The organism is Shewanella sp. NKUCC05_KAH (genome assembly GCF_019345585.1).
Taxonomy (GTDB): Bacteria; Pseudomonadota; Gammaproteobacteria; order Enterobacterales; family Shewanellaceae; genus Shewanella; species Shewanella oncorhynchi.
The window spans coordinates 41,433-61,314 of sequence record NZ_JAHKQZ010000024.1; the positions used below are offsets into that span (position 1 = coordinate 41,433).

At 47.2% G+C, this 19,882-nt stretch carries 21 protein-coding genes; 19 read left to right on the plus strand and 2 right to left on the minus strand.

Going from position 1 to position 19,882, the window contains the following annotated elements; translation table 11 throughout:
* Positions 1–88 precede the first annotated feature (88 nt).
* Both KO533_RS19180 and KO533_RS19185 read right to left on the minus strand, forming a co-directional pair.
* Positions 89–820 carry a hypothetical protein gene (locus tag KO533_RS19180; RefSeq protein WP_006087331.1) on the minus strand — a complete coding sequence of 244 codons (732 nt, stop codon included), beginning with the start codon at positions 818–820 and terminating at the stop codon, positions 89–91.
* Positions 821–1,257: 437 nt separating this feature from the next.
* Positions 1,258–1,875: a LexA family transcriptional regulator gene (locus KO533_RS19185; RefSeq protein WP_219255707.1), complete on the minus strand. Its 618-nt coding sequence runs from the start codon at positions 1,873–1,875 to the stop codon at positions 1,258–1,260.
* A gap of 160 nt (positions 1,876–2,035) precedes the next feature.
* Here KO533_RS19185 and KO533_RS19190 point away from each other — a divergent pair, with 160 nt between their 5' ends.
* From KO533_RS19190 to KO533_RS19280, 19 genes are all read left to right on the plus strand, one after another.
* The gene (locus KO533_RS19190; protein WP_219255709.1) at positions 2,036–2,215 is read left to right on the plus strand and encodes a TraY domain-containing protein; all 180 of its coding nucleotides are present in this window, start codon (positions 2,036–2,038) and stop codon (positions 2,213–2,215) included.
* 52 nt (positions 2,216–2,267) lie between these two features.
* A complete protein-coding gene (locus tag KO533_RS19195; protein WP_219255711.1) occupies positions 2,268–2,639 on the plus strand; it encodes a hypothetical protein in 372 nt (123 codons plus the stop codon).
* A gap of 3 nt (positions 2,640–2,642) precedes the next feature.
* Positions 2,643–2,945 carry a type IV conjugative transfer system protein TraL gene (traL, locus tag KO533_RS19200; protein ID WP_219255713.1) on the plus strand — a complete coding sequence of 101 codons (303 nt, stop codon included), beginning with the start codon at positions 2,643–2,645 and terminating at the stop codon, positions 2,943–2,945.
* 40 nt (positions 2,946–2,985) lie between these two features.
* A complete protein-coding gene (gene traE, locus KO533_RS19205) occupies positions 2,986–3,552 on the plus strand; it encodes a type IV conjugative transfer system protein TraE (protein ID WP_219255715.1) in 567 nt (188 codons plus the stop codon).
* Positions 3,552–4,370, plus strand: a complete 819-nt coding sequence (gene traK / locus KO533_RS19210; RefSeq protein WP_219255717.1) for a type-F conjugative transfer system secretin TraK — start codon at positions 3,552–3,554, stop codon at positions 4,368–4,370. The genes traE and traK overlap by 1 nt, the downstream gene beginning before the upstream one ends.
* Positions 4,367–5,893, plus strand: a complete 1,527-nt coding sequence (locus KO533_RS19215) for a TrbI/VirB10 family protein (protein ID WP_219255719.1) — start codon at positions 4,367–4,369, stop codon at positions 5,891–5,893. Before traK ends, KO533_RS19215 begins: the two co-directional genes overlap by 4 nt.
* A 20-nt stretch (positions 5,894–5,913) precedes the next feature.
* Positions 5,914–6,369, plus strand: a complete 456-nt coding sequence (traV, locus tag KO533_RS19220; RefSeq protein WP_048908698.1) for a type IV conjugative transfer system lipoprotein TraV — start codon at positions 5,914–5,916, stop codon at positions 6,367–6,369.
* Positions 6,370–6,372: 3 nt separating this feature from the next.
* Entirely contained in the window at positions 6,373–8,961 is a 2,589-nt protein-coding gene (gene traC / locus KO533_RS19225) for a type IV secretion system protein TraC (RefSeq protein WP_012197900.1), read from the plus strand.
* 1 nt (position 8,962) lies between these two features.
* A complete protein-coding gene (locus KO533_RS19230) occupies positions 8,963–9,334 on the plus strand; it encodes a TrbI F-type domain-containing protein (protein WP_219255721.1) in 372 nt (123 codons plus the stop codon).
* Positions 9,331–10,032 carry a type-F conjugative transfer system protein TraW gene (gene traW / locus KO533_RS19235; RefSeq protein WP_219255723.1) on the plus strand — a complete coding sequence of 234 codons (702 nt, stop codon included), beginning with the start codon at positions 9,331–9,333 and terminating at the stop codon, positions 10,030–10,032. Before KO533_RS19230 ends, traW begins: the two co-directional genes overlap by 4 nt.
* Entirely contained in the window at positions 10,019–11,032 is a 1,014-nt protein-coding gene (gene traU, locus KO533_RS19240; RefSeq protein WP_012197897.1) for a conjugal transfer pilus assembly protein TraU, read from the plus strand. Before traW ends, traU begins: the two co-directional genes overlap by 14 nt.
* Before the next feature lie 22 nt (positions 11,033–11,054).
* Entirely contained in the window at positions 11,055–11,795 is a 741-nt protein-coding gene (gene trbC / locus KO533_RS19245) for a type-F conjugative transfer system pilin assembly protein TrbC (protein ID WP_219255725.1), read from the plus strand.
* Positions 11,792–13,606, plus strand: coding sequence for a type-F conjugative transfer system mating-pair stabilization protein TraN (traN, locus tag KO533_RS19250; RefSeq protein ID WP_219255727.1), 1,815 nt, complete (start codon positions 11,792–11,794; stop codon positions 13,604–13,606). The genes trbC and traN overlap by 4 nt, the downstream gene beginning before the upstream one ends.
* Complete coding sequence (traF, locus tag KO533_RS19255; protein WP_219255728.1) at positions 13,603–14,478, plus strand: type-F conjugative transfer system pilin assembly protein TraF; 876 nt, start codon at positions 13,603–13,605, stop codon at positions 14,476–14,478. Before traN ends, traF begins: the two co-directional genes overlap by 4 nt.
* 79 nt (positions 14,479–14,557) lie before the next feature.
* Positions 14,558–14,929, plus strand: coding sequence for a type-F conjugative transfer system pilin assembly thiol-disulfide isomerase TrbB (gene trbB, locus KO533_RS19260; protein WP_251073502.1), 372 nt, complete (start codon positions 14,558–14,560; stop codon positions 14,927–14,929).
* A gap of 11 nt (positions 14,930–14,940) precedes the next feature.
* On the plus strand, positions 14,941–15,105 hold the full coding sequence (locus KO533_RS19265; RefSeq protein WP_219255733.1) for a hypothetical protein: 165 nt from the start codon (positions 14,941–14,943) through the stop codon (positions 15,103–15,105).
* Complete coding sequence (locus KO533_RS19270) at positions 15,102–16,490, plus strand: conjugal transfer protein TraH (RefSeq protein ID WP_219255735.1); 1,389 nt, start codon at positions 15,102–15,104, stop codon at positions 16,488–16,490. Before KO533_RS19265 ends, KO533_RS19270 begins: the two co-directional genes overlap by 4 nt.
* A gap of 2 nt (positions 16,491–16,492) precedes the next feature.
* Complete coding sequence (traG, locus tag KO533_RS19275) at positions 16,493–19,324, plus strand: conjugal transfer mating-pair stabilization protein TraG (protein ID WP_219255737.1); 2,832 nt, start codon at positions 16,493–16,495, stop codon at positions 19,322–19,324.
* Between the two features lie 37 nt (positions 19,325–19,361).
* Positions 19,362–19,880, plus strand: a complete 519-nt coding sequence (locus KO533_RS19280) for a hypothetical protein (RefSeq protein ID WP_006087384.1) — start codon at positions 19,362–19,364, stop codon at positions 19,878–19,880.
* Positions 19,881–19,882 lie beyond the last annotated feature (2 nt).

Consider the following 19,882-nt stretch of genomic DNA (forward strand, 5'->3'; position numbering starts at 1 on the left):
TGTAAGCCTTTAACTAGCAAAATTAGCTGTTATTTATCGTTGGGGTAGGGAAGGACGCCGCCATATGACGGTAAGCTTAAAATAGCGATTAATGCGTACTGGGGGGATTAACGTTAGAGGAGAAAAACATATCTGCCGTAAATCGTTGCCTCAATGGCAGCTGCCGCTTGAAGCAGCGCCATGTAAACGATAAACCATTATCAAGAGCTTTTTGATACGAAAACTTAATTTGCGCTCTTATATCATCGGAATAAACACCGATCGATTGTAAAAATTGAGGTGATAGCCACTTATAAGCTGCGCGAGAACGAATAGTACCTTCTTCGTCAGCTTTTTTAACTTCTTGAACCAGGTAGACGCCTGCAAGTTTAAGCATATCGATAAAGCGATACCAAGTTGAGCTTGGTATCGCTTCACCCCAGCGCTTAGCGTGAGCAAGCATGAGTGCATCATGGCTGGTAGGATCGAACCCTATGTTTTTAGCTTTACCCACTTGGCCGCTCATAAGATCGCATGTAGTTATCAATGTAACTGATATCTCAAATAGCTTTCGCTTAGTACGTTCTGACATAGTTCGTGATACGCCACCATTATCAACGTCTAACTTTCGGCTATAAATCAGCCGGCGCGCATTGTTGATCACCACATTAAAATATCGAGGTAAACGGCTACCTTTAAGCTTAAAACCGTCAAGACTAGCTTTATAGGCATTCGAGCCCACATCATGCTTATTATTTTTTACATGAAGAGCAGCTGCGCGTTTTTCGTTTCGTAGTCTCTGACGCTTCTGACGTGCTTTATCTGCGCTAGATTTTTGCATGAGACACTACCACAACGCACTCACGAAAAGATGATCTCAAGATCAACTGACGCTGGCATATGGGGTTTAAGTGTCTTAAATTTGGGTGCTGCAAAAGTACGCAGCCATTGAAATAATTAGGCATTATATTGATTCCACATGTTTTAGGGCTGTTTGAATGGTTAGTTCAAACATTGCAGATCACTATAATCTGATCGATCGCAAAGATCAACGATCTTTCAATGGCTTGAATTTTAGGCACAAAAAAGCCGACCCATGTGGTAAGTCGGCTTTGTTGTCGAATGCTTCACGTCAGGGAACCACCCCCAACACACTCTAATTTTGAAAAATACACTACATAGATAACTATGTAGTAGCGTGCTATGTAATGCACTTTTGCTTCAAAATCTGTAGTAATTGTAGGTTAGCACGAATAACTTTTCAACTATAGATTAACTTTATCTAGTTGTAATTTGGCATTTAACTTTTCCCATTACTTCAAATTTTGCAAACTCCTGAAATGTGTAAATCTCATCTTTGTAGTCAGTGTTAAAACTTTTAACCCTAATCCCTGACGATGTATATGATAATATTTTCACCCACACTCTATCGCCCTGTTTTAAAACATAATACTTACCATCTTTAATAAAAGTATCACTTGTATCTATTATCACTAAAGACAAATCAGGCAGTATAGGCTCCATTGCATTACCGATAACTTCAATACAAAGTGCATTCTTTATGTCTACACCGTCAAGAAAGCTAGCATCTATCACAAAATGTGAACCAATTGCACTTCTTGTTAAATTTTGAATTTCTGCATATGGCACAGAAACACTACCTAACTTGCTATCAAAATTCACACTCGCTTTAGTTGAACCAGTACTAAGCCACTCTAAACTAACGTCAAATAAAGTACAAAAGGCTCTCAAATGAGAACCCTTTGGCTCAGTTTTGTCAGTTTCCCATTGTGAAATAGCCATTGGCGTAACTGATAACTTTTTTGCTAACGATTTTTGTGTGTATCCCTTACTAACCCGCAGTTCCTTAATTCTTTTACCTATTCCGCTGCTCATGGCTGCTCATATTTGTTAAAGGCTTGATAGTTTGTATCAAGTATCACGCGAGTTATATAAATTGTGCCTTTACTCAGATAAAGTTAAACTTTACTTCACAGAAATATCAAGTTAGTATCCGCTCAATATTACGTCAATTAAGTACCGGAATTAATTACTAATGGACCTAAAACCAACCCACGTTAACGTAAAACTTGAAGCAGAGTTCAATGAACTACTGACTAAATCGGCTTTGAAAAATGAACGTTCTAAACGAAAAGAAGCTCAAGCAAGGCTTAAAGATCACCTGAATCGATTCGAAGATATGGGCATGGGAATAATCGGAACCGACAAATCATAATTTTTTACCATCACGATCCCAAAATGGGATCGCAATACTAAGGAAGTGTTATATGACTACCAAAACCCAACAAACTAGCGCACAACAAAGTGAAGTAAACGAAGAAATTCTAAGACTCGCAAAACATATACCCAGTGATAGCACCATATTCATAATGCGCTGCACTTTCCTATTCATCATTTGTGTCGTCGCTACTTTGCTGTTGTCTTGGGATGTACATGCCATAGACATATTCGCCCCCGCTAAAAATGAGATTGTTGATACCGTTGGCACAGGTTCAACAGCACAATTTGCCATTCTGGTGGCGGGTTTATGTGTAGGTGCTCTCACGGGATTTTTAACCAGAGACTGGGGAAAAGCCATCGGGGGTTTTATCGTTGGCATCATTTTCATCAACGTTGGGTTAAAGGTCGTAGGTCTATAGACCGTGGATAACCCCACTCAGTTTTTTAGCATCCCTAAACACCTCAACAACACCCCTACGCTATTAGGGTTCGCGATGGATGAACTTGTCCCAGCCTTAGTTTTTTTTGCCGTGTTATTCATGATGGATCACGCGCTCATTGGCATGGTACTAGCCTCTTCATGGTTTTTAGGGATGCGCAGAATGAAATCGCAATACGGCATGTGCGTGTTACGCCTCACCGCCTATTGGTATGCCCCTGCAGAATTTAGCGCATCATTTTTAAAACGAACACCTGCGGCCTGTCGCCGCTACTGGTTACGTTAAATGATGTGAATTAGGGGGCCTATCCCCCTAAGGATGCCCCATGTTACAAAAGAACAAAATCGACTTTATCCGCATTGCAAAATCCCTCAACACGCTTCTGTTAATCGGCTTTACCGTAGCCATGATCAGTAACACGGTCCTAGCAAGTATTGTATGGATGGCCTACTTCAATAAAAGCCGCACCGTTGTACCACCGACCATCAGCGCAGCCTTTACCGTATCAGACACGTCTATAGATGAACCGTATTTACAGCAAATGGCCGAATACTTTGCCTTTCTAAAACTCAATGTCACGCCCGCTTCGGTAGACCATCAGTACAAACAGCTCGCGAGCTATATCGATGAAGCTGATTGGCATCAGATGCAACCTTTACTGGTTGAAGATGCCGCCATGATTAAAAAACAAAACATCAGCAGTCACTTCACCATCAATGAAACCCAAATTGCCCTTGATGATCGTCTCGTCAAAATAACGGGCACGTTAAACAAATATGTGGGCAAACGCGCGCTAGAACCCGAAACCATCAGCTACATCATTGCCATGAATTATGACCATGGCCAACTGTCGCTCAAAGCCATTAAGAAAGTGCAAAAGGACGTTAAATAATGAAGATTGCTAACCCACTTGTTTTCGCAGCCTGCGCGCTTTTTCCTATGAGCGTGTTAGCGGCAAATACGCCCCCAAAACACTATGGATTCAATGACAGCGAAACGGTTCCTATCGAGCTGTCGAGTGTTGATATCAACCGCTTAGTCGTGGAAGGAGACAAAATCACCTCGATTGATTGTCCAGAAGGATTTTGCGTTGTCACTGGCACGAAATCGGATAAATCCGGTGCAGCGCGCGTTAACCTCAATCTGGCCATGCCATTCACAGCCTATGTATCAACAGAAAAGGGCAGACATTTCGGCTTATTCATCAGCCCTAAAGCCATTCCTGCCGTGACCTCTATCTTCACTGCAGAACATTATCGCGAAGAACAACCCTCCGTTTTCGATAAGAAAACCCCTTACCCCACAATGATGACGGAGTTTACCGCGCAAATGATCCGTTACCTGAACACAGGCAAACCGATTGACGGTTATCGTGTGCATGTAGTTAGTGCCCCTGCTGAACGAGAACCGACAAATAACGAGCCTAGAGGCACGGAAACATCTATCGATGACGCGATGTTTACTCGCTTAAATGAGCAACAAATGCCCAAACCAGCAGGACTGACGACAGAACCTGCTTTCGTGTTCACAGGTAAGCATTTCAACGGCATCATTTATCGCGTAACCAATCACGCAGCACTCCCTGTCACCCTCACCACGGCGCAGTTCTACTCCCCAACGACGCGAGCCGCTGCCTTATCAACCTATGAATTGGCACCAAAGCAAACAGGCCACCTCTTTGTGGTCTCGGGCGGGGAGAGCATGCAATGAAGCAACTCCTAGACTACTTCAAAAAAGACCCCGAAGCCGACTTTGAGCAAGGCAGTGCGTTAAATGAAGCCAATAAAAAACGCAATTGGGTGATTGCAGGGGTGGGGGCCACGGTACTCGGTGCCCTCTATTTAGCGGGCGACGCCTATATGTCTGCCCCAAAACGTGCTCCTGAAACCGCAGCGGGCAATCCAATCGATTTTGGTGCCGTGATTGATAAAGATTTCACCGAGAAAGACAATCAGTCTGCGCTCACCGCACAACAAATTGCCTTAGATAAGCAACAAAAAACGATTGATAAAATGCTGAGCAGCATGCAAGCCATTGAGCGCAGCAATGAAGCTAATCGCCTTGATTTAAAGCGTAATTTAGAGACGTTCCAACTGACCGTGTCTGAAAGAATTGATGATAAGATTAATGCCGCTACCGCAAATGCAATGCAGCATAGCAATGTCACCGATGAATTTTCGACAGAGGGCATCGATGCATCTGCCTATCCCGTTAGGCAAAGCACACGCTACTTAGGTGAACAAACGCTGCCACCACGCCCGAGCGTGGGTGACGGACAAAGCGGGTATGCTGCCCCCTATCAAGGCGGCGCTATCCCGCCACCTGCAACCCAAAATGGCATCGATTCCTTTGCATTAAATTGGGAAACGCCAGAAGAAAACCTGCCGAAAAAACGCACCCCTGAGAACTATGTTCCTGCAGGTACGTTTGTAACGGCTGTCGTTACGGGCGGCGCAGATGCCAATGCGGGTGTGAATGGCCAAGGCGATACGGTGCCGATGGTATTCCAAACCACTAACCAAGGTGTACTACCTAACGGCAAGCCCTCAAAGCTCAATAACTGCACGGTTCTCGGTGCAGCTTACGGGGAAATCTCATCGAGTCGCGGCATTGTGCGCACCACTCGCCTCAGCTGTATTTTTGAAGATGAAATCATCGACATTCCTGTCGAGGCGACCGTATTTAACTATGGCCGCAATGGCATTCGCGGTACTGCCATTATGAAGAACGGCAAAATCGTTCAAATGGCGGGCATTAGCGGCATTTTGACGGGCATTGGTGAGACAGGTAAAGCACTGAGCCAAACCACATCGAACTCAGCGCTAGGGTCAACTTCAAGCGTCAATGGGGCCGATGCACTGCTCAACTTAGCCGGCAGTGCCAGTTCAAGCGTGGGTAGCAAACTTGCTGATTACTACATCAAATTAGCTGAGCAATACCACCCGATTATTGAGCTAAATCCAGGCAATACCGTCAACATCGTTTTCCTGAAAGGCTTCCCACTCGATCCGGTTGGCATTCAAGAATACGAAGAAGCGCTAGCGCAACAAGCCCAAAATCCTGTCAGTGCCACAGCGCAAATCCTCAACACGATCAGCAACCCACTTTTAGAACAGATGCCAGGGAATATTAAGCCGCAGGCCCAAGGCGCAAACACGCCTACACCACAGCAGCAATATAACCAACAAGGCCAACGCCCCCCAGTTAACTCAGCCTTTGGCCGTGCGAATTAATTCATTTAAGGAGTGACATTTTGAACCCAATCATGAGCAAAAATGCATTACGTAACACCGGTATTATCGCACTGGCTTCATGGCTATTAAGTGGCTGTGCAGCAGGGCTGGATGGTGACTATTCCTGCGATAAGGTGGGCGGCATCAATGGCTGTACCAATATGATGGAAGTGAGGCAACTTACCGACAGTGGTGTGTTCAATCAGCCACAAGCACAAAGCCCTGCGGTGACGGCCTTAAGCGGCCAAAGCACAACTGCACTTCCCAAGCTCGCGAGCCAACAACAAGACTTTATCCCATTGCCACGCCGCGACCGCCACGGTGTACCGCTGCGCACCTCTGAGTCAGTCCAAAAAGTAACAATCTTCCCGTATCTCAATGAGCAAGGTGATTACGTTGATACCAGCGATGTCTACATCGTGGTCGATAAGAGCCGTTGGACGGGTAGACCTGCCAAATACATCAAGCAGGATTAAGCCATGAAACAACGTATTAAAGACGATCTCGGCGCACTCTATGCCAGCAGCAAACAGCAGCACAACCATCTGCATCATGAATTGCCCTATCGCATTTATGATGATGCCGAACAAGTATTTGAAAATGCCAATACGCTTGGTTTTGGCTTTGCCATTTCGCTGTTTGGCGGGGCTAATGACGACTTGATCAAAACCATGAACGCCTTGGTGTGCACACTGCCAGAGGGCGACAAATGGCACTATCAATTCGTCATGGTGGGTAACAACCAAGTCGGTGAACTCATCGAGCAAAATCAAGCGCTGCTCAGTGGTCGCAATGCCATTTGCGATAAATTTGCTAATAATGAAGCTATCTATGCCAAACACAGTTCGACCAAAGGCTTTGGCACCAAGCTCAGCAGCGCATACCACTACGATTTAAAGAACACCAAAGGGTTTTTCTTTGTTTCAACCACCGAGGACATGCCTGCACTGCTGGATATGCGTCTTGGCGTTGAGTCAGAACTGGCGCAAACAGGCATGCACATTCGCCGCTTAGGCGCTGACGATCTGATTGAGCATTGCCGCGAACACTTAAATTTTTCGCATCAACAAGATCGCGTCACACCCGCTAAATATAACGAGTATCAACCTCTCAACACCCAAATTCTCAGCCCTGACAGTGAGTTCATCATTAATCGTGATTCGGTCAATATCCGTCACACACCGATGCAATCAGACAACAGTGTCGATACCACCCTAATCAATCTAGGGCTTAAAGGGCTGCCGAACGACTTTAGGCTATATGCGTTTCCCAACTGTATTGCATCACTCAGTTACACCATGAACAGTGTTCAATGCCCTTACCGTGTCAGCGTGTCGTTTTATATTAATAAAACGGGTGAGCAAACAACCCGTAACGACAGCAAAATTGGCTCACTAACGAAAACGGTCAACTCCCCTATGCGGTTGTTAATCCCCAGTGCCGCGGATGAACTGGCTGAACGCAAGGAGATACAAAAAGGACTCAGCTCACACGCCTTTAAAATCACCACCATGACATTGAATGTCACCCTGTATACGACAGAAGAGAAGCACCGCCACGACACCTCAAAGGCGATTGCGACATTTCGCACGGCAGGCATTGATTTAATCCGAAACAATAAACTGCAAGGCATGTGCACACTGTCCACCCTCCCGTTCTCAATGAGCGAAGGCTTTATGAAAGACAGCCAAAAAGCGGGCCTGTGTTTCATGATGAAAACCTCAAACTTGGTGAACTTTTTACCGATTGTTGCAGACTACAAACGCTTATCCGCAGGGTTACTCTTGCCAACAATGCGCCATCAAATTAGCTATTTCGATCCGTTTAACTGCGGCAGTGATAACTACAACATGGCCATCACGGGCGGCTCAGGGGCAGGGAAGTCATTCTTCATGCAAGCCTTAGTAAAATCGATTTTTGCCAAAGGGGGCAAGGCATGGATTCTTGACAAGGGTCAGAGTTACAAAAAACTCACTCAAACATTAGGCGGCGTCTATCTCGATAGTTCGCAGATTTTCCTAAACCCGTTTACCCACTTAGGCAAAGTTTTAAGCGTGCGGGATGCGGGTACTTTTGGCCCAATCCTCGATGATGAAGGTCAAGCCATTGATCCCATCACCGAAGTGTTGGGAAACATCACCGCGCTTATCGCCACCATGGCATCACCTGATGAAAAGCTCACCGGATTTCAGACGGCATTACTCGGCGATGCTATTTTGCTGGCATGGCAAAAATGCGGTAACGACACGCTGATTGACGATGTGCAAAAGGCACTCTATGACATTGCCGCGCAAAAAAATGACGATACTCGTATCAGTGATATCGCCGCGCAATTAAACAAGTTCTGTTCAAGCGGTATTCATGGCGCAATTTTCAATAAGCCCTCGATGCTCGATCCCAATATCGATATCACCACGCTTGAACTCGATGGATTTAAAGGCGAGCTACAACGTCCGGTGATTTTCGCGTTGATGGTGACGATTAGCCAACAAATGTACTTATCGGGCCAACGTTCTATTCCGAAAATCTGTGTGATTGAAGAAGCGTGGTCGCTCATGAGCGGCGCGAATGCGCAAAGTAAGGATTTCATCAACGAAGGTTATCGCACAGTGCGTAAGTTCGGCGGCAGCTTTGCCACAGTAACGCAAGGCATGAACGACTTCTTTGCCAACGCCGAGGCCGAAGCGGCACTGAACAGTTCAGATATTCATATCACCTTGCGCCAAGGTGATGGCTTTGGGGATTTCTTGAACAAGCATCCTGACCACTTCTCGCCCTTCGAGCAACACATGATCAAGTCATTCCCCCGCGCCAATGATGCGGGTCATTCCTGCGTCATGCTCAAAGCGGGCGGGCTAGTGTCCTTTCACCGGATTTTTGCCGATCCATGGTCGCGCGCCATGCTCTCAACTGAACCCAAAGAATTTGAGCATTGTGAGAACCTTATTAAAGGCGGCATGCCGTTACTCGATGCCATTGAACTGACAGCCCAACATTTCTATCCCGATGATATGGCCCGTTTTGATGCCATTTTGTCCGCAGCAGCAACCCACAAAGAGGCCGCATAAAATGGAAAAAAACCTTATTCAAGCCTTTTTATGGCTGGTGACGCTGAGCGTCATGATAACCCTCTGGGTAACGCGCGAACCCAGTATTGTCGAGTATGACATTAACGAAACGGTGGCGAGCTTTCACCAATCAATCGGTCAAAGCGAGCTATCCGACGAACAACGCGAAAAAGAAATCACTCGATTTACCCAAACACTCGATGATGTGGTTCGTGAATACGCTCTCGAAAATCATGTCGTGGTGTTAGTCAGCCCCGCCGTCGTCAGTGGCGCCGTGAATGTCACCCAAGAAATTCAGCAGTCACTACTGCACACCCTTCATGCGCAAAACAGGGCGAACCGTGCCCAATCTAGCGAGGTCACGCCTAAATGAATAAATTCGCGCTACTGATGCTGGCGCTATGCCCACTATTGCCGCTCAAGGCTGCGTCTATCGGCACCGTAGGGCAGGTGTTCCCGATTGCTGAAATTGACATGCTGCAGTGGATTGAAAACCGTCTGCAAACCTTTGAAAAAACGGGTGAGCTAGACAGTATGCGCGAGCAATTCCAAGAGAATGTCAAAGCGGGTGTAAAGCGCCCTCGTCCGGTGGGGCTCATTACCACTAAAACCCCAGAGGTGTTTTTAGTCGATCCCACCTTAACGCTGGCCAAAGATATCAATGATGCGAATGGCAATCTGATTTATCCCAAAGGCACACGGGTTAATCCATTTGATACCAAGACATGGCCCGCCCTACAAAAAGCAAACGTCGGTAAGTTTGAGTTCAGTAAAACGCTGGTGTTTTTTGATGGGGATGATGTGCAGCAAGTGTTATGGGCCAAAGAGTTTGCAACAACCCATGAAAAGCAACACATCAAATGGATTTTAACGGGCGGCGAACCCGAAACCCTGCATGCCCAATTAGATGCGCGCGTTTACTTTGACCAGCAAGGAAACCTCAGCCGCGCCTTAACACTTAAGCGCGTTCCAAGTGTCGTGAAGCAAGAGGGCGTGATGTGGCAAGTGCGTGAAATGGATGTGTCAAATTTCCCTGTATTCATGGAGGAAACAAACAATGCGACACATTAAACTCGCGTGGCTTGTAGCCTTATCTTTATTGATGGGTCTAATTCCTTCACAAGCCAACGCACAGGCCGCCTGTACGGGCACGTTCGTTAACCCGATGACCGACATTTGTTGGTCGTGTATCTTCCCGATGACCATTGGCAGTGTGCCTATTATTCCTGGGAGCCTACCCGATACGCGCAACCCCGTATCACCCATTTCATTTTGTCCCAAACCGCCGCCTATTTTTATGCAAATTGGCTTGAATATCGGCTACTGGGAGCCTGATACCTTAGTGGACGTGACGCGCGTCCCTTACTGCATGGTCAACATGGGCATGAAGCTCGACATGAGTAATTCCCCCCAAATTGGCGGTCGCGTTACAAGTCGCGATAACGATGCCAGTGATGGCGCGTTTTATCATGGGCACTGGTACAAATACCCAGTAATTTATTGGCTGCAAATTATGCAAAGCGCAGCCTGTATGGCCACAGACAATTTCGACATTGCCTATTTAACAGAGATAGATCCACTGTGGGATGATGACGAGTTGTCATTTATCCTCAATCCCGAAGCCATTTTATTTGGCAATTTAGTGTCACAACTCGCCTGTGCAACCGAAGCCGTGGCCACCTCAACTAACAGCATATTGCCTTTTGATTTTCTGTTTTGGTGTATGGGCTCACAAGGCAGTGCCTACCCCCTGACTGGCACCACCAATTACCGCGACACGCCCATTCAGGCGGGTACGTTGATTTTAGAGCGCCTGAACTACAAATTGCATCGCCAAGGCATCGTTTGGGAATCCCACGGTGAAGATGGCGCGATTTGTTATCAAACGCCAATGCCACTTATGCCCAAATCCCGTTACCGCTATCAAATGACCAACACCATACCCGATGCGCTTTGGGGACACCCGTACACCACCACAACGGTGATATGGGAGAGTGGCCACGATAACCCTGTGTCGGGTGATAACTTTGGTTTTATCAACTTCAAAAAACGCAATTGCGTGTTTTTGTGACCAAGAAGGAGAGGGATTTTCGATGAAAAAGTTTGAGACCAAATTACCAACAACATATACCGCTTTATGCACAAAAATTGTGGATAACAGCCTATTTTCACATTCATTTAAAGGCTTAGCCCTGCTCGTGAGCTTATTGTGCCTTGGATCAATTTCACAGGTGTTCGCCCAAACGGATTACAGTATTGACGAATTAAAAGCGCTGTCGATGCGAGAACGCCACACATTACCCCCATTGAACGTAGACCAAACCGCGCTGTTTGATAAAGCCCGTCAGTTCGAAGCACAAAGCAAAGGCCAATTAGACAACGCACTATCACCGTTGCTCGATGCCAAGCCCAACCCCAGTGCCGATGCTAATGGTGTGATGGTATTTGTGTCGTTGGGTATGCCTGCCACCAGTTTGCAGCAATTGCTCATGCAAAGCGCAGACTTACAAGTGCCACTCATTGTGCGCGGTGTACTGCCTCAAGGCTTTACCTCCACCGTTAAACAGATGAACCACCTTATCGATAACAAAGGTAAAACCATTCAGAGCGGGTTTGCCATCAATCCCCAGTGGTTTACGCAATTCGGCATTACCCAAGTACCCGCCTTTGTTGCTGTAAGACCCAACAAATGTCAGGCAAAACAGCCCTGCAGTACCGATGATTTTGACGTGATTTACGGCAACGTTTCGTTGTATGACGCGCTGAACTTACTTGCACAACACGGCAGCATTCCCGATGTGGCAGCTAAGACATTAGCAAAGGGGGCGAAATGACTCAGTTGAATAATGCCTTAATCCTAAGTGCCATCCTCACATTGAGCGCCGCCTTGCCTGTTGTGGCGGCAAACAGCGAAAAAGACTATCGCAACAATGTGCAGTGGGCCAAAGACAGTATCAAGCAGAATCAGAACAAAGCGGGTTACACCGGTTTTGACGTTAACAGCCTATGCAAAGATGCGACATGCCAGCAAGAAGTCGCCAATCCGAGCGAAAGCCGTTACTACAACAACCCGAGCGCCATGGACAGCGCCAAAATGCAAGGCGTGAGCACGGATGGTCAAGCCCAAGCCGTGACGAGCGGCTTTAACAAGGGACGCCCGACGATCGATGAAAACGATCCGGCATACCATACCGCCGTTGGCTATCAAAATGATGCTTACAATATCAGCCACGGCATTTCATCTAAATATCATGACTGTGAAAAAGGGCTCGTTTGTGAGGTCGATTCTCAGCCACGCTCGTGTACTTTGCCCACCAACAATCCGGTGCAATGCTACCTAACGCCATTCGTCAAAAGCACATCAACGCAAAATAAAGAGCATACGTTTCGATTGAATGGCCTACCGCCATTTTCGGTTGAATTGCCCAATCCTGACGCGATCATTACAGGTCTTCGCTTCAATGGCGGCTTCTTAAGTTGGGGGAATCCTATTTCAGTTGAAATATCACTGAATGCGGTAGTCATTGGGACTGTGCCCGTAAAAAAAGAAGCCGGTTCTTGTGACCAAAACGGAGCTTGCCCCTCTTCCGTCAATGCCTCACTCAATGCTAGCAACTACCAAGGCGGAGCTGCGCCGATGAGTGTCAACGTAGGCACTATCTTTGGTTCTTGGGGTTGGCCATTTTATCTGAGTGTAACTAACTTTCCGATCACATTTATTACCACCGAAAACAATGTTGAAATTGGCTACAACAACAGTTGCGGCGCAGTTCTACCCGAGTGCCAACAAGTCCAATCTCAATGTATTGAGGGTAAAGAAACGCGCATGATTAATGGGATCAGCGTGACATTGGATTGCTGGAAAGAACAAACCACCTATCAATGTGCTTTCCCCAATACCTGCTCCACCCTCGCAGATTGCAGCATTCAATCGACCAGTTGTGACACCCAACTTGGCAGCGTTTGCATTAAAGATAAACAACAACGCCTATGTGATAAACAGCAATGCCGAGATACGGGCCTTATCTGCGGTGCAGACAGCTTTGCGCTCAGTGGTGACTATTACGATCCTGCGGCCACTCGCAGCACTGACTTTAACCATGCTGCGGCAGGACTGGCCGCCGTCAGTGACGCAGCCGGTGATGTGAAAGACAAAGCCAACATCAACGAAAACAGCGCCATCATTTTCAAAGGCAACATCATGGAGTGCAGCGATAAAGCGCTGGGGATCAGCAATTGTTGTCAGGACAGCGGTTGGGGTAACGGCATCGGCTTAACGTCCTGCAGTGAAGAAGAAAAAGCGCTGGGTACCGCCAAAGAGGACAAGCTCACCGTATCACTTGGCCAATATTGTGCTGAGAAAGTGCTTGGCGTGTGTATCCGCAAGAAAAAAGCCTATTGCGCGTTTGATAGCAAACTCGCGCGCATTGTGCAGGTTGAGGGCCGCGCGCAATTGGGCAAAAACTTCGGCAGCGCTAAAAATCCTGATTGCAGCGCCTTTTCACCTAACGAACTGCAACGCATTGATATGTCGTCAATGGACTTTTCTGATTTTTATGAAGACATGTACGACGCCATCGAACTGCCCAGCACAGACGAAATTCAAAAACGCTTACAACAGTCGGTTGGAGGAACCAAACCATGAGGACGTTGTTAAATAACCGCTTACAACATGCCGCAGCAGTGCCTTTTTTTCGGTGGTCAAGCCGCGCGCCGTTGGCGTGGTTGTCCACAAAAAAAGGGGATGCGGTGGTCAACAAGCGCAGCGCGTTAGTGCTCCTTATGCTGACAACGTTTTGCCTCGGCGCAAACGCCACGGATGCACAAGGCTGGCGCTGGTATAACGAACCCACTGCCCCCAAGAAGCAAGCACCTAAAAAGGCCGAAACGCCAAGCGTCACACTCACGCGCACCAAAACGCTGACGCCCACCGAGCAGATGGATTGGTTTCACAGCTACTACCAAGACACGCTCAATGACGCGGCGATAAACAGCCAAGACAGCGAGAAAGTGGAAAGGGCCATGCTGCTTAATCAGTACGTCAGCAATAAATCCTCAGAGTTTGGCATGACCTTCAAAAAGGTCCTGCTGGATAACCCTGAGCTGTCTTACACCAAAGATAGACCGACGGAACAAGCGGCAAGAAGCACCTATTTATCATTAGAGCGCAACAAGAAGATGCGCGCAGTACGCACCCTTGCCGATGCGGGATGGGGGCTGTTCTTTGTCTACAAAGGCCAAGAAGAAATTGATATTGCGCTGGCGCCCAGCGTGCAGCAGTTCGCAACGCAACATGGCATTGAGCTACTGGGCGTCACGCTCGATGGTGTAGCACTGCCAGCCATCGTGCAGAACCGCCAAAACGACCAGCACATAAACGTCCCGTTTAGTCCCGCACTCGTGTTAGTTAATCCTGGCACGGGGGAAATGAAACCGCTCGCTTATGGCTTTATCTCTCAAGACGATTTACTTGGCCGCTTCCTGAACGTGGCCACCGATTTCGCCCCTGACTTTTAAACGGAAAATACCCATGAAACGCATCATCACTGTAATGTTAATGACTCTTCTATTCTCTTTCAACGCGAAGGCGACTCCCATGGGGGCGGCTGTTGCAGCCAATCCGAATGATTACGCGTTAGTGTTTTTCTTTCGCTCTGATTGCCCGTTTTGCCACAAGTTCGCCCCGAAACTGAAACAGCTTGCGGCGCAAACTGGCACCTATACCTATGCCTTTTCGCTCGACAACCAAGGGATAGCAGGCTTTGAAGTGCCTATTCCTTCCACGCCTGACATTGCCACCACCTTCTTTGAGAACCCGCGCAGCGTGACAGTGCCCGCCACATTTTTAATCAACGTCAATACCCGTAAGTTTGTCCGTTTAACCGTCGGTGATGTGACGCCCTCGCAGCTTCAACAAAGTTACCTTCAATCCCTCAATGACCCACAAGTCATTGCAAGCATGCGTTAGGAGCAACCTTCATGGACACGATGTTAATCATCAATATTTTACTGGCCCTAGCCATTTATAAATTCGTACTCGTCCCAGTGCATGCATTGTTAAGTGCTGTTTGCTTGCGTGCGCTACGCACACTAAACCTGCGCCTTAATAGCAGCATAAGCGGCAATACAGGGGGTAAATCATGAAACGCTTAGCACTGACACGCACACTACTTGGCGTCACTATTTCATGTTTGCTGACAACACACGCCTATAGCGCGGGGGTTTCAGGTTCGCTAAACGATTTCTTCAATGGTTTGGGCTATGGCACGAACGTGACCAATCCGGGCTCATTCAAAGGCCAAAGCGCCAACTATTACAGCGGCGGCAATCTCTTTGTGCGTAGCCCCATTCGCGACGCACAACTGGTGAGTGTGCAAATGCCCAGCATTGCCGCAGGCTGTGGCGGTATTGATATGTTTATGGGGGGATTCAGTCACATTAACTCTGACGCGCTGGTGCAACAAGGTAAGGCTATCATTGCTAACGCCGCGCCGTTTGCCGTCGATTTAGCCCTGCAGACGTGGGCGCCACAAATCAAACAGATTAAGGACACGCTAACGGCCATTGCTGATAAGTATCTCAATCAGTCGATCAATTCTTGCGAGAGTGCCCAAGCGGGTGTCTCGGCACTGGCGGGGTTTGCGGGTGTTGGCAGTCAAAAATACATTTGTGCCACTATGGGAACACAAAATAATGCCTTTGCAGATTGGGTCTCTGGCCAGCAAGAATGCGGCGCGGGCGGCCAAGCTAATAAGCAGCTCGATAACGCCAAGAAAGATCCCGCACTAAAAGACATGGTGCGCAAAAACACCAACATCGTCTGGGCCGCCATTTTAAAAAACACCTTCCTTGCCAGCGATCCCACCTTGGCAGAATTTCTCATGTCGATTTCAGGCACGTATATTTATGACGCGACCGGCAATGCGCGCGGCTATGGCTCACTGCTGACCGACAACAATAACCTGATTAATAGTCTGTTAGAAGGCGGCAAAGCCGAAACCTATCAGTGCACCAATAAAGCGATTGATCAATGTCTTGCACCGACACAACAAACGATCACGATCCAAAGTAACCACGGCCTGCAATACCGTGTAGATACCTTGCTCAGAGGCATCGCCAGTAAGATGCAAAACGACCAGCCACTAACAGATAACGACAAGTCGCTGCTCGAATACACGACACTGCCCATCATGACTTTTTTACGCACTGAACTAGAAGCTGGACTCACGCCCCAAACCAATACTTACGCCAAAATCATCAGCGTGCAGTTTATTACCCTCTATCTGCAAAACATGCTGTCGATTGTGAAATCTTCTATCACGGCAACCAACAATGATCCCAAAGACATTGATCGTATCGAGCGAGACATTATCAACGCCAACCGCTTTTTAGAAGGACTCACCGCTAAAGCTCAAAATGAGGCCGTATCGCAGCACCAGCTCATTATGCAAAACCAGCAAATAAAACAGCAAATAACCGGCGCCATGAGCGCTAAAGCTAAGTCCAACTTGAATTTTGGGGAGCGATAACCATGGCAGTTGAGATTTTCACGTACAGCAACGGTGACGTGGCCAAGCAAGTGATGAATGCCATTGCCGTGCTGTTCAAGTCCGATTCATTTGCCAGCATGATAAGCATCTGTGCACTGTTTGCCGTGGTGGCCACCGCGCTGCACTTTTTCATCAAGCGTGACCATAACGCGATTATGAAATGGTGCGCGGTTTACTTTGCCGTGCCATTGCTTGCCATGAACACCACCGCCACAGTGCAAATTACCGATTTAACCAATCCGACGGGTAACTATCGCGTGGACAATGTGCCCGCGATAGTGGCATTTCCGGCCTCATGGGCATCGCATTATATGTATGCCACCACCCAAACGGTGGAAGATATTTTTCACGTACCGGATGATCAACAATACAGTAAAACAGGCATGATGTTTGGCTCTGAACTGTACAAGTTATCCAGACAAAGCGAGATAGAAAACACCCAACTTAAAGGCTATTGGCAGCACTACATCAGCAGTTGTATTCGCGGAGATATGCTACTCAATAATAAATACACATGGCGAGATTTAGCCAGTGCGCCGGATATTTGGGACTTTCTAGCGACTCACAACCCTTCGCCGCTACGGGCGATTCAAATGGGTCCTAATGACTATCCTACCTGCAAAGAAGCCCTTCCGCGCCTCAAGCAGCTATTCCAAGCAGACAGCGCAAAAAGCATCAAGTTACTGGGCAGTTGGATTTATGGTGAAAAGGCCACAAGCCAACAAAGCTTTTTGAATACCAGCATCAGCAGTGGTTATCAAAAATACGCCAATATCAGTCAAAGCGCGTCGCAAATCACGCTGCAAAACATGACGATTAACGCCCTGCGAAATGGCCTTGCAGATGATGCAGCGGTGAGCAACAACACCGCCGCCGCATTCAACTACGCCTATACGCAAAACAAAATGCAAACCACATCGATGTGGGCGGGAATGGCCCTGCAGGCGCGCGAATTTTTGCCCATGCTGCAATCGATTTTGTTTTTGCTGTTTAGCTCTGTCGCCTTTTTAGTGGTGGCGATTGCCATGATCCCCTCGCTCACGTTTCAAGTGTTCGGCAACTATTTCAAAGGCTTTATCTACCTTGGCACATGGCCGGTGATGTTTGCTCTCATTAACTTCATCATGACCACACGCTTATCCCTTAACGCCACCGAAATCACTAACATTTACGGCGGGATCACCTTAAGCAACGTAGATCCCTTACAAGAAATGCATTCCCGCTATGCGGCCATGACCGGCTTTTTAATGATGAGCGTCCCAACCGTGATTGTGCCGTTAATCATGAAAGGCGGCGCGTCGGTAATGAGCAGTATGTCGCATCAGTTCGCGGGCATGATGAGCAGCGTTAACGCGCGCACCTCTGCGAGTGCGGCAAGTGGTGATATCAATTTGGGTAATGCTCAGGTGGATAACTACAGCTACAACAACACCAACGGCAATAAAATCGACACCACTGGCGTTGAACGTATTCATGGCAACACCAAGCAAGATGCAACAGGCTATGAGACCACCACCTTTGATGATGGCAAACAGGTCATTAGTGGCCAAAATGCTTTAAGTCGTAGCTTGCCTGTGAACATCAGCGGTAATGATGTGTTATCAAACTCATTATCTCAATCAGCCACTGATAGCATCAATGCCAGCAAGGTTTCTGGTGAGCAAGTCAGTACAAGCATTGCAAGCGTCAACAATGCCGCGTTAAGTCAAATGAGCGGAGTTAATACATCGAACAGTTATGGCAGCAATAGCGCCACCGGCGACAGTGGTTCCCATAACAAAGGCTTCTCAGATATGAGTAGCACAGTGAAGTCTTATGCCAAAGATTTTAACGTGTCAGAAGAACAAGCCTTAAGCGATTTAACCACTATGTATATAGCCGCAGAAGCAGGGGTAAAAGTTGGCACACCTGGGGATGGATTTTTTGGTTCTAGCGCACATGTTTCCGCCAATACTGGCACTAAAGGATCAACCGATGAGTCTAACAGCTCGCGCATGAGTGAAAGCGAACGTGCAAGTCGCCAAGAAAGCTACCTTGACCAGTTTAGCACTAACGTTAACACAGTGAAGTCATATAGTAGCGGCGAACAAGCGAGCGAAACTAACAGTAAAAATGCAGGTGAAACGCAAAGCTTCCTACAGGGAATTAACGAAGCAACAACCCAAGCTAAAAACTACCAATCTCAGCTCACCGAAGCACAAAGTTACACTGATGCAGCCAATAGCGTCAAAAGTGGCTCCATCAGTGTGGGCCGTGATTTCAATCAAGACTTTGTTAATTACGTTATAGGTTCCAGAGGTAAAAACGGTGATGCCATGGATGTTATCAAGGGCGAAACCCCTCACGCGATAGAGACGAGAAACCAGCTAGTCGAAGAATTTGCAAACAGCCCCGAAGTCAAAGCGATGGCTGAGCAATATAAAAATCATGAATTTCCGCAAAACAGAGATGAAATTGTGCAAGCTCAGGAGCGTTACGCTGCTGACATTGATGTCAATAAACAGCAATCACCACATTATGCCGCTGCGCCGCTTAATGACAGCCTCTATCAAACAGGAGAATTTGAACGCATCCAAGGCCATGCGGCGCAAGGGAACACTGAAATTAGACAAGATGTTTGGAAGGAAGAGCGCAACCATACACCTTCAAATGTTCAGAGCATCGATATGGAACAAGCCCGTGCAGATGCGGAAGCGGCGCATGCCCTAATTACCTCAGACAATCTAATACCACCAGACAGTCGAAGTGATGATGAAAAATTGGCAGAAACAGTACGTCAATCAAGTCCCTTTAATACAGGACCAAAAATGTGATAATAGCCATGACTTTTAATCACAAAGAGATAACCTCATGAAAATCATTAAAACATTTGCACTATTGCTGTGTTTATTAAGCTCACTTGCTCAGGCCGAAACCACCCTGTTCGGCCTCACCTTAGGTAAATCTACCCTACAAGAGGTCCAACAAACCTACACGCTCAAATACATAAACAATACACCTGGGTTACTAGATAGCTGGAATTATTATCGGGTTTCAGGCGAGCAGTTTAATGAACCGCAGCTTCACAATGCCACCCTCTTTTTTGATGATGCTCAAACGTTAGGCAATATCCTTTTTATCTTCTCTGGCTCATTGTCAAAATATAAGGAATTAGAAGAACAACTTAGCCGCCAATATCCACGCATTAAAATATCAGAACGATTCGGAAACAACAGAACAGATTATGAAAATGATACTACCCATGTGTCACTGGCCTACACCAATAACGGCACAACTTTAACCTTTACTGACCTCAAGTACCGCGCAGCAGCTTTCGCTGTCTTCGAGAATAACGTCCGCGAAGAAAGCAACCCGAAAAAGGAACCCTAGAC

What these genes read in the sequence shown, in the direction of transcription:
- KO533_RS19190 (WP_219255709.1), top strand. Translation starts at nt 2,036, where the DNA reads ATGGACCTAAAACCAACCCACGTTAACGTAAAACTTGAAGCAGAGTTC.
- trbC (WP_219255725.1), top strand. Translation starts at nt 11,055, where the DNA reads ATGAAAAAGTTTGAGACCAAATTACCAACAACATATACCGCTTTATGC.
- traC (WP_012197900.1), top strand. Translation starts at nt 6,373, where the DNA reads ATGAAACAACGTATTAAAGACGATCTCGGCGCACTCTATGCCAGCAGC.
- KO533_RS19230 (WP_219255721.1), top strand. Translation starts at nt 8,963, where the DNA reads ATGGAAAAAAACCTTATTCAAGCCTTTTTATGGCTGGTGACGCTGAGC.
- KO533_RS19270 (WP_219255735.1), top strand. Translation starts at nt 15,102, where the DNA reads ATGAAACGCTTAGCACTGACACGCACACTACTTGGCGTCACTATTTCA.
- traW (WP_219255723.1), top strand. Translation starts at nt 9,331, where the DNA reads ATGAATAAATTCGCGCTACTGATGCTGGCGCTATGCCCACTATTGCCG.
- KO533_RS19185 (WP_219255707.1), bottom strand. Translation starts at nt 1,875, where the DNA reads ATGAGCAGCGGAATAGGTAAAAGAATTAAGGAACTGCGGGTTAGTAAG.
- traF (WP_219255728.1), top strand. Translation starts at nt 13,603, where the DNA reads ATGAGGACGTTGTTAAATAACCGCTTACAACATGCCGCAGCAGTGCCT.
- KO533_RS19195 (WP_219255711.1), top strand. Translation starts at nt 2,268, where the DNA reads ATGACTACCAAAACCCAACAAACTAGCGCACAACAAAGTGAAGTAAAC.
- KO533_RS19180 (WP_006087331.1), bottom strand. Translation starts at nt 820, where the DNA reads ATGCAAAAATCTAGCGCAGATAAAGCACGTCAGAAGCGTCAGAGACTA.
- KO533_RS19265 (WP_219255733.1), top strand. Translation starts at nt 14,941, where the DNA reads ATGGACACGATGTTAATCATCAATATTTTACTGGCCCTAGCCATTTAT.
- traG (WP_219255737.1), top strand. Translation starts at nt 16,493, where the DNA reads ATGGCAGTTGAGATTTTCACGTACAGCAACGGTGACGTGGCCAAGCAA.
- traN (WP_219255727.1), top strand. Translation starts at nt 11,792, where the DNA reads ATGACTCAGTTGAATAATGCCTTAATCCTAAGTGCCATCCTCACATTG.
- trbB (WP_251073502.1), top strand. Translation starts at nt 14,558, where the DNA reads ATGGGGGCGGCTGTTGCAGCCAATCCGAATGATTACGCGTTAGTGTTT.
- traU (WP_012197897.1), top strand. Translation starts at nt 10,019, where the DNA reads ATGCGACACATTAAACTCGCGTGGCTTGTAGCCTTATCTTTATTGATG.
- KO533_RS19280 (WP_006087384.1), top strand. Translation starts at nt 19,362, where the DNA reads ATGAAAATCATTAAAACATTTGCACTATTGCTGTGTTTATTAAGCTCA.
- traE (WP_219255715.1), top strand. Translation starts at nt 2,986, where the DNA reads ATGTTACAAAAGAACAAAATCGACTTTATCCGCATTGCAAAATCCCTC.
- traK (WP_219255717.1), top strand. Translation starts at nt 3,552, where the DNA reads ATGAAGATTGCTAACCCACTTGTTTTCGCAGCCTGCGCGCTTTTTCCT.
- KO533_RS19215 (WP_219255719.1), top strand. Translation starts at nt 4,367, where the DNA reads ATGAAGCAACTCCTAGACTACTTCAAAAAAGACCCCGAAGCCGACTTT.